This window comes from Pseudomonas sp. KBW05 (genome assembly GCF_003852405.1).
Classification (GTDB): Bacteria; Pseudomonadota; Gammaproteobacteria; order Pseudomonadales; family Pseudomonadaceae; genus Aquipseudomonas.
Genome location: NZ_QAJM01000014.1, coordinates 53054 through 63487 on the forward strand (window position 1 = coordinate 53054; position 10434 = coordinate 63487).

General features: G+C 63.8%; 3 protein-coding genes. All 3 read right to left on the minus strand.

Going from position 1 to position 10434, the window contains the following annotated elements; all coding sequences use genetic code 11:
* Positions 1–3 precede the first annotated feature (3 nt).
* The 3 genes from DBR46_RS12795 to DBR46_RS12805 are packed head-to-tail and all read right to left on the minus strand — an operon-like array spanning position 4 to position 10040.
* Positions 4–7776, minus strand: coding sequence for a hemagglutinin repeat-containing protein (locus DBR46_RS12795; protein WP_124526490.1), 7773 nt, complete (start codon positions 7774–7776; stop codon positions 4–6).
* A 24-nt stretch (positions 7777–7800) separates the two neighbouring features.
* Entirely contained in the window at positions 7801–8322 is a 522-nt protein-coding gene (locus tag DBR46_RS12800; RefSeq protein WP_124526491.1) for a toxin-activating lysine-acyltransferase, read from the minus strand.
* An 11-nt stretch (positions 8323–8333) separates the two neighbouring features.
* The gene (locus DBR46_RS12805) at positions 8334–10040 is read right to left on the minus strand and encodes a ShlB/FhaC/HecB family hemolysin secretion/activation protein (RefSeq protein WP_124526492.1); all 1707 of its coding nucleotides are present in this window, start codon (positions 10038–10040) and stop codon (positions 8334–8336) included.
* Positions 10041–10434 lie beyond the last annotated feature (394 nt).

Consider the following 10434-nt stretch of genomic DNA (forward strand, 5'->3'; position numbering starts at 1 on the left):
TCCTTAAGGTTGAGGTTTGACTTTGACGAACTCTGATCGTCCTTCTTTGGAACCCTCCCAATATTTAGCACATCCCGCTGAGGCGCTGAGATAGCAGTTATGGACACTTTCATCGGCAAAAAACACCTTGACCCACTCCCACAGCGGGTTACTGCCCTTCGGGATCGTACCGCCGGTCCCGGGGTTAAAACCTACGCCCAGCGACCGAGCCACGGGATCGTAATTATGATTCTGGTAAGCCAACGTCAGCGCTTCGCGCTGCGACTCAGAGCTGACCGCCGAGCGGTTCTGCAAGACTCCCAACAACGTATCGGCTTTTTGCACGCCGTACGCGGCCCCGAAAAAGTTCATCGACGTATCGCCTAACACGCCAACATTTGCCGGATCACGGGCCAATGATTCCATGGCATTGCCCGTGGTCATTGTGCCCCGGCTATGCCCGTCGATATGCAGCCCACTCTGGCCGAACTGGACCATGTATTCCTTGGTCTGCACAGTCGCGTTGGACAGCCCCCAGAAATCGTTCTCAAGGTTTTTCTGGTACGCCGCGATCATTATCTCGGACGTGAAGTTATTGGCCTTCTCAAAGTGGATCAGGTACTGCGGACCGGTGTCCGCCGAACTGTGCTGATCGGCATACCTGGCCGCACCGTCGGCGTCGTTGAAAATACCGTTGTTGGCGATATGCACCTTGCCGTCCGGCCCCGGCTTGAGGTGCTGCTTTTCTTCGTCGCTCAACTCGCGATAGCGAACCTTGTCATTCTCGTCCCGCAACGCCTTGCCATCCTCACCCTTCAGCACCTCATACACCCGCGCTTTCTCAAGGAAGATCTTGCGATAGGCCTCATCCGCCAACATCGACACTTGGTTATAGAACTCTCGCTTGATCTCCTGCTCCGCCTCAACCTTGCGCCCCATTTCCGCCACGTCCAGGCGCTCCACGGCAGCGTGGGCGGCCTCGGTATTGCGGTTGAGGGTGGCAATCGTCTGGTCGACGCTCATGCCGGCGACCACACGCTGGCGCTCGGCATTGGTGATGACCAGGGTGCCGGCGCTGATGGCGCTGCGGGTGTCGCTGGCGGCGGAGTCGGAGTCCGAACCGTTGGCGAGGCTGTTGGCAAGCAGCGCCTTGGCCGTGCCGAGCTTGCCGTCGAGCATGTCCGAACTGAGCTCCACCCCGGAAGTCTTGACGCTGGCTTCGGAGGTGTTGTGGATGTCGGCCACGGTCAGCGTGCCGGTGGTCAGGCTGTTCTTGCCGTCGGCGATGGCCTTGTCGGTGCTGGAAATCACGCCGCCCTTGAGGTCGGTGTTGCCGCGCACGTTGAGGTCGAAACCGCCATCGCCAGCACGAATGCCGGATTGCTCGATGACGCTGGCAAAGTTGGACTTTTGCTTGGTGTTGCTGGAGCTGAAGCTGGCCGTCGCGGCACCCGCGCAGACCGGCGGGATGCAGATGCTGATGCCGGCGCTCATGCTCTTCTGCTCGGAGGCAAATTTGCTGGTGTCTTGCAGGCTCTCGATATTCAAGTCGCCGCCGACGTCGGCCTTGACCTTGTCGGCCGAGACCACCGCGCCGCGCAGGGTGGTGTCCTTGCCGGACACCAGGGTGGCCTGATTGCCCGCCGTCACATGGGTATTGCTCCAGACCAGGTCGTTGCCATCGGCATTGCCGCGGCTTTGGGACGCCGAAGCGTTGAAGCTCAGGCCGTTCTTCTCGCTGCCAAAGGAGATGCCGATCCCCAGGCTGCCGTTCACGCTTTTGTTGGTGCTGTGTTGCTCGATGGTGTTCTCAGCACCCGCCAGCAGGATATTGCCGTCGGCCTTGAGCAACGCATCGTTGCCGGCAGTGATCTGGCTGCCCTGCACCGTCAGGTCGTTATTGCGCTTGCCGCCGGTGGCCACAATCGACACATCGTGCCCCGCCGCCACCGTCGAGCCGGCGGCGGTGTTGGAGGTTTGCTCGCTTTTGTTCTCGCTCTTGTTCATGCCCAGGGCGATGCTCAAGTTGATCCCGCCTGCTGCAGCCGGGTCAGCCATCACTTGGGTATACGCTTCGTTGGTGGCCCACACGGTGTTCAGCGCGGCCAGGGTTTTCATGCGTTTGTCGTCGGTGCGCTCGGCGGCCTTGTTCATTCGCTGGCCGGTTTGCACGGCGTTGACGATCGGGTTGGTCAGGGTCAGGCTTACGCCGGTCTGCTTGAAGCGCTGCTCCTGTTGCTGCGCACTGAGGTTGCGCGCTTCGAGGATATTCACCTCGGAGGCGTCAATCGACACATCGCCCTTCGGTGCGCTGACATTGCTGCCGACTTGGCGGTATTCGCCACCCGAACTGATCAACACGTTGCCATCGGTGGAACCAATACTGCTGGCCGCCGCCGTGGTCTGCTGGCTGCTGTCCTTGTTGGTCTGTTGCTGCGAGCCGATAGTGACGGCAATCCCGCCGCCGCTGAACATGCCGCTGGTCTTCACGTCCTTGGTGTGTTTTTCGTCGAGGGTCTCGGTGGCCGCCAAGACCTTGATGTCATTGCCCGCCACCAGCGCCGTGCCCGAGGTCGAGACCACGTTGCTGCCGGTAATGGTGATGTTGTTGCCGGCCTGCATCACCGCCTGCTCGCCGCTGAAGGTCGAGCCTTGCGCGGTGGTCTGGGCCACCGTGTCGCGGGTGGTGGTGGTCTTGCTGGAGAACATGCCGTTGCTGCCCTTGACCTTGTGCGCCTCGTCCGCCGTGCTGAAGCGCTCGCTGGCCGCGACGTTGATATCGCGGTTGGCGCTGACGGCCACGGCACCGGCGTCACTGTTGACCAGCGCGCCGCGTGCCTGCACATCACGCCCGGCACCCAGGCGGATATCGCCCGTGGCCTGCACTGAACTGCCGACTTCGCTGCGCCCGGCTTCCTTGCGCCAGTTGTCGCCATCCCATTGGTTGGACTGGGTGAAGGACTCGTTCACCGTGCTCAAGGTGATGTCGTTGCCCGCCACCAGCGCCGTCTTGCCGCCGACGCCGGTGTTGCTGACCTGGGCCGCTTGCAGGTTGATGTTGTTGCCGGCGGTGGCAATCAGGTTGGCCGCCGGTGCCGACACATACAGCCCCGCCACCCGCGACAAGGCCGTGCGGGTGCCCTGCGCGCTCTCGCTGTCGGTGGTGATCGAGCGCACGTTGATGTCGTTGCCGGCATTCAGGGCCAGGCGACTGTTGGCGCTGATCAGGCCGCCGATGTTGTTCAGGTCCTGGCTGGCATTCAACGACACGTCGTTGCCCTGGATGCGCCCGCCGAGGTTGTTGAGGTTCTGCACACTGACGTTCACGCCATCGCGCCCGGAAAGACTGCCGCTGTTGACCAGGTCACCGCGCACGTCGAGGTTCAGGGTACGCCCGGCCATCAGCGCGCCGGAGCCGTCGATGTCACCTTCGCGAACCCGTACGTACACCTGCGGCACCAGCACCTTGCGCACTTCGCCGCTGGCCAGGGTCACGTCCTTGGACACCAGCCACACGATATCGCTGGTCAACTGCGCCATTTGCGCGGCAGTCAGCGCCACGCCCGGGATCAGCTTCCACTGATCGGCCAGGGTCACGGCGCTGTCGATCATGCCGCGATACTGCGCTTCGTCACTGGCATAGCCGTCGACAAAACGGCGCCCGGTGAGTTGGGCGACTTGTTCGCGGATCAGCTTCTGCTCGTAGAAGCCGTCGCCGAGGCGCTGCTGGGTACCGGCCGGGTCGAGGTTCAGGCGTTCGAGCATGTAGTCCGACGACAGCCACTTGCCGTAGTTGGCGAAGCGCGGGTCGGTCTCCACCAGGTAACCGGCGGTGCTGTTGGGGTTGATCTGGTACAGGCTGCTGTTGGGCAGGTCGGGGTTGAAGCCACCGGTGCGGATCTGCTCTACCGCGCCGCCCGCGTTCTGCTGGGTCAGTGCTTGCACTTCGCTGATCGGGCTCACCGCATAGGTGCGCCCGGCACCGGCCAGATCACCGGTGCCGGCCGCGCTGTCGGTGACCTTGGCCAAGACCAGTGCGCCGACCTGGGTGCCCGTGCCGTTGATGGCCGCGTACTCGGTAAACACCGTCGGTTTCAGCGAGATCTGCTCGATCAACGGCGCCGGGGTATACGCCGTGACGTTAAGGCCCTGGCGGTCACGGCCTTTGCGCTGGATACGGTAGTAGCTGGCCAACGTGCCGCTGTCGGAAGTGACTTTCTGGCCGCTCAATTCGGTGTTGATGACCGAACCGACGCTGGCATTCAGCGCCTGGCCGGCGATGATCCGGCTCTTGTCGTTGTACACCTGGTCGGCAATCAGGTTGATGTTGCCACCGGCGAGGATCTGCGCCGGATCCGAGGCGACGATCTGCGTCTCGGTGACGGTGCGGTTGTAGTCGTAGCGGAGCCAGCGCGTGCCGTAGCCTTCCGGGGTAACCAGGTGCAGGACCTCATCGTTGTACAGCGAGATCTGCCCCGGCAGGTAGCGGTTGGTCGAACCCGACAGCAGGTACTCCTGCAACGCCTGGGTGGACACCTGCACTTGCTGGGTGGCGAAGTGCTCGTTGGTGTTGTTGATCTGCTTGGCGTTGAGGCTCAGGCTGCCCAGCGCTTCGACGGTGGCGCTGGCGTTGTTCAGCACCTGCGCCTGGCCCGTGGCCTGGTCATTGGCATCCAGCGCGCCGCCGATCAGCAGGTTGCCGGTGCTGAAGATCAAGCCGTGTTCACGGTTGTTGATGACCTGCGCGCCGATATCCAGGCGGTTGCGTGCGGCAATCGTCGCGGCGGATGCGCCTTCAACGGTGTTGTTCAGGGTGCCGGCGGAGAGGGCGAGCAGATCGCCATAGATGCGCCCGGTGCCGAGGTTGTTCAGGGTCGCGGTGGTCAGGCGCGTAGCCTCGCCGTCGATCAGGCCACGGTTGTCCAGTTGCGTCGCCGCGTTGACCTGCACTTTGGGTGCACTGATCACGCCGCTGGCGGTGTTGTCGACAACGTTGGCGTCCAGGCGCAGCAGGTTGCCGGCCTGCAGCGCGCCCAGGTTGGTCAGGCGCCCGCTGGTGGCCAGCGACACGTTGCCGTTGGCCTGGAACAGGCCGCTGTTGACGAAGTCCTGGGTCAGGCGGAACGTCAGGTCACCCAGGCTGAGGACCTTGCCGTTGCCGCCATAGTTGGCGCTGTCGAGCAGCAACGATTGCCCGGCAATCAAGGTGCCCGCGCCGTTATTGATGGCCTGGCGTTTTTGCGCGAGGTCGCGGTCAGCCACGGTCAGCGTGCTGCCGGCCGAGATGATCCCCTGTTCGTTGTCCAGGGTGCCGCTGCCGGTGACGCTCAGCGTCGTATCGGAGACGATCGAACCGCTGCGGTTGCTGACGCTGTCCACGTCCAGCGCGACAGACTGGCCCTTGATGCCCTGGTTGGCGCCTTGGGTGCTGCTGTTGTCCACGCTGGCGGCGGTCAACAGCAGGTAGCCGTCGGCGCGCAACAGGCCGGCCTGGTTGCTCAGGTGCTGGGCGTTGACGTCGAGGGTGGCGGCGCTGCCGATAAAACCCTGGTCGTTGAGCAACTGGCCCGCACGCACGCTGACGTCGCGCTGGCCGAGGATGCCACCGGTGCTGCCGGAATTGCGGTTGCTCAGCTGTTGGCCGTGGGTGTCGATCTTCAGGCTCGACTTGGCCTGCACGATGCCGCCGTCGTTGTTCAGCACGCCGCTGTCGACGGTCAGGGTATCGCTGGCATTCAGGGTGCCCTGGGCGTTGTTCAGTTGCTGGCCCTGGGTATTGAGCAACAACTGCGCGCCGGTGATCACCCCGCTGCTGTTGTTCAGGCCTTGGGCGTTGAGGGTCAAGGCCTTGGCGGCTTCCAGACGGCCGCCGGTGTTGTCGAGCGCCGTTGCGTCGCTGTTGAGCAGCAGGTCGCCCGCAACCGAGCCGAGGGTGCCGCCTTGGTTCAATACGCTGCCCGCCTTGACCGTCAGCGTCTGCGTCGCCGCGACGGTGCCCTTGGCGTTGTTCAATTGCGCGGCGGTGACTCCCAGCGCGCCGCCGGCGGTGATCTGCCCGTTGCTGTTATCCAGGGTGCCGCCGTTGAGGGTCAACTGCGCGGCGCTCACCAGCTTGCCGTTTTGGTTGGCCAGGTGTTGGCGTGCGGTGACGGACAAGTCGCCAAGCGCACCGGACTGCACCAGGCCGCCGCCGTTGTTCAGGCTGTCGGCACTGACGTCGAGGCCGCCGCCGCTGGCAAGGATGCCGCTGCTGTTGTCGAGGTTGCGCGTGACGCTCACACGCATGCCGGCAGTGCCGGTCTGCACCCATTTGCCGCCGACGTTGGACAGGTCCAGCGCCGTGACGCCGATCTGCGCCGCGCCGACCTGGGCGGCATCGCTGAGCAAGGCCTGATTGGCGTTGGCGGTCAGCGCCTGGCTGGCGGTGACGCGGCTGCGGCGCAGGTCCAGGTTGCCAGCGGTGCTGGTCAACGCGACGGTCTGGGCCGAGGTCTGGCTGTCACTGAGGTCAACCTGCGCGGCGCTGGCGGTGAGCTTTTGCGCCGCAAGGTTCTGCCCCTTGGCCGTGATCGTGCCGGCCGAAGTCAGGGTCAGCGAACCGCTGTCACCCAGCTTGCCGGCGCTGTCGACGCCCGCCGCGAGTGCGGAACCGGCGTGGCTGCGAATCGCCCCCTTGGCGGTCAGGCGGGCATCGCCCTGGGCGGACGCAATGCCTTTGTTGTCGATATCTGCGGCGCTCTTGAGGTCCAGATTGCCTTGAGCGTACAGCGTGCCGCTGTTGTCGATGCCCTTGTCAGCCGTGGCCGTCAGCTGGGTGGCGCTGCTGATCTGGCCACGGTTTTCGATGCGCCCGTCACTGCCAATCACCACTTCACCGGCGCTGGAGCCGATCTGCCCGGCGTTGCGCACGCCCACGCCGGCGCCGTTGCCCACCAGGGTGATCTTGCCGGCATACATGCCGCCCAGTTGCGCCACGTCGATGGCCACGGCGGGCGTATCAGCCGGCGCGGCACCGGTGGTGCCGGCCTTGATGGTCAGGTCCTTGGACCAGATGCCCGCGTTCACTTCGACCGTGCGCGCAATGATCTCGGTGTAGTCGGCACGGCTGGTGTCCATGCCTTCGCCACCGATGCTGATCTTGCCGCCCGAGACCTGATAGCCACTGATCAGGCCGTTCTCGAACTGTGCGCGCCCGGTGGTCAGCGTGGCGCGGTCGGCGTTGATAAAGCCGCAACCTTCGCACGCAATGCCCGATGGGTTGGCAATCACCACCTGGGCCTTGGAACCGGCCACTTCGACAAACCCGCGCAACTGGCTCGGGTTGCTCGAATTGACTTCGTTGAGAATCACCCGCGCGCTGCCGTTGGCCAGCGCACGGTTGCCTTCGATCCAGCCAGCCAGCTGGGTCTGGCTGTTGGTCGCGGCGTTATTGAGGATCACCCCGCGCTTGTCCACGTCGAACTGCGAATAGGTGTTGCGCGACACGCCTGCGTCGCTCGGGCGGGTGATGTCCACCACCGGCGCGCCATTGCCTGCGGCACCGATGGTCGGGCGCTGGCCTGCGGGTGCCGAGCCATCGGCCACGACCTGGGCCTGCACCGGCGCCACCAGGGTGACCCAGCCCATGCCCACCATCAACGCAAAGTGCAGCGGCGTGAGGGTTGCGGTGACCGGGCTTACCTGGGACACGCCGCGCGTGGTGCCGGGGGCCTTGCAGGCGCTCTTGACGTTCTCGGCCACCACCATCAGCAGGCCGCGGGCCTTGTTGAATACAACTCGAAACAGATGCTTATTCATGCAGATCCTTTGCGCGGTGGCTGATCAGAGCGCGTCGCTGGGTAACGGGTGAGTGGCAAACCAGGCTTGCGCCTCCAGGTCCAGGACGGCGATGCCCTGGAAATTCAAGACGCGCAAGCCGCGCTCTTCGCCTTTGTGGTGCAGCGCGCGGAACACCTTGGTGGGCCACAAGCGGCGGCGCAGCAAGCTGCTGATACGCTGGGTGTGGCCAAACGGCGCGACCCAGTCGTTGATCCACAAGCGCTCGCCGCTGTCCCAATCCTCCGCTGGCAGGCACACCGCCGGCGTGCGCAGGTAACGCGCCTCGGCGTCGGCACTGAGGTTGAGCCACGAGAGGAAAAACACCGGCCGCCCGCCTTCGCTGATCAAGATGAACTGGCGCCGCTTGATCGCCGGCAACAACAGCGTCGACAGGCTGTGCAACGGTGCATCGCGATGAGCCGCCGAGTGCATCCACAGCCACACCGCCGAGCCCAGCACCTGGGCTTCGTCGATGGGGCTGTCGGCCCGCTCGGGGGCGAGCACCTCCAGGGTGTCGTGGTGCATGCTGGCCTCCTTCAAAATGACCAGTTGGCGCTGAAGCCACTGGTCACGTCGGCGGTCTGGAAACCCTTGGGTTTTTCCAGGGGCTTGCCGGTGTAGATGTCATAGGAAAACTGCTTGTAGCCGCCGCGCAGGCCCACCACCGCACCGGCCAGGCGCCGGCCCGAGAGGTACTGGGTGGAATGCCCGCCGACTTCGCCATAGTCCACGCCCAGGTAAAGTTCCTGGCCGGTGTTGGCCAGGCTCAGGCCGAGGTCGTTGCTAAAGGTCCAGCCGCGTTCGGCCGAGAGGATCTGCTCGCCGTCGAAACCGCGCACGGTGTAGCGCCCGCCAATCGAAAAGCGGTCCTGGGGAATCAGCGGCGTGCGGTTCCACTGCCCGCGCCAGCCGGCGATATAGCGCAGGCGCTGGTCGGCCAGGGTGAACGGCAGCTGCAATTGGGCGTTGGCGGTAATGATCTGCGAGCGCGAGGTGCCTTCGCCGTTTTCCTCTTCAGGCGCGCGCAATGCATCACGGGCGCCGGTGCCACGGCGATAGCCGACGCCGAGGTCGAGGGTGCTGGCGCCGATGAATTCACGGTGGTTGATCCCGGCCTGCCAACCGGCCATGCGCCGGCGTTGCAGTTCGATTTCGGTGTCTTCGATGTAGTTGCTGGACGTGCGGCTCCAACCGCCGACCGACACGGTGGTCTTGCGCACGGCATCGCGGTAGATCACCCGCGACAGCTGCACCTCATTGGTCCGGCTGCGACCACTGTAGGAATACGCCTGGTTCACCCCGGCAATCGTCTGGTGGTAGTCGTACTCGCTGGACGTCAGGCTCAGCTGCCAATAGTCGTAGGGCACCGAGTAATGCACGGTATGGCCCTTGGAACCACGGTCGCCACTCTGGCCACCGCCCAAATCATGGTTGAAGCTGATGTAGAACAGATCGTTGAGGCTCGCCAGGTTGTCCAGCGACAGCGCGACGTTGCCTTGGTACTTGCCGGTCTGCTTGCTGCCGGAGTCATCCACCGACAGGCTGACGCGCACTGGAATCGCCTGCTTCCAGGCAATCACCACATCGCTTTCACCCGGCTGCGCATCCGCGCCTTCGGCCGGGGTGATCTGCACGTCGGCTTCGGCCGTGGGCACGCGCTTGAAGTTCTCCAGCGCCTGCTCGATATCGCGCAGGTTCAGCACATCGCCAGGCGATGCGGGCATGGCGTTCCAATAATTGGCGCGGGCGGAGGTGCCTTCGGCAAAGCGGATGTGCTTGATCCGACCCGGCACCAGCACCAGCGACAGCGTGCCCTGGTTCAAATCCTGGGCCTCGGCGAGGACGCGAGTAGTGATGAAACCCTTGGCGATGATCGCGTTTTGAATGCGCTTCATCGTCAGGTTGATACCGGCGGAACCGACACAACGGCCTTGCACCGGATCGTCTGTCGGGTTGGCGGCGCGCAGGGCCCACTGGAAGTCTTCGGCCTGGTCGCCACTGAGCACAACGCGGTCGATCTTGAAGCACGGCGTTTCATTGCGCGGCAAACGCAAGTTGCCGGCGCTGTCCAGCGGCGCTTCCAGACGGACGTCAGGGGATTGCTCCAACTGCTCGCGCTGGGCGCGTTCACGTTGTTGCTGCAGGAGTAGTTGTTGGGCAGGCGCTTGCGGCTCAGCCGCCAAAGCCGCTGCGCTGGTCAGGAAACCGACAAGGGAACAGGTGGCGACGCAAGACTGCAGCAAAACAGACGGTTTTGTTCTAGGTAAAGCGTCGAAAGACATTTCGCATCCTTGTGAGTGAAACTTCCTACATTCGCAGGCTTGGTCACCACAAAGACATAAAAGTGCCATGGGGATGTATGGCCCTGTGACACATTTCGCAAAAACGGGGGGTTGGGAACGGCTTGGCTTTTTGGGTGGAAGGCTCTATTTCAAGGCCTGGAGCTGATTTAGCCGAATTCGACAATAATTCAACTTTTGTACAGGTTTGTGTCCTGATGCAATGAGCCTCTGCACAAACCCATCAAATTGGCGGCAGCCAGACAGACCGAGGTGTCTGCATCGCAGGCAAGCCAGCTCCCATAAAAAAGCGGTGAACGACACGAGCAATACCGGTCGGCTTTAAGGCCGCCGCGCT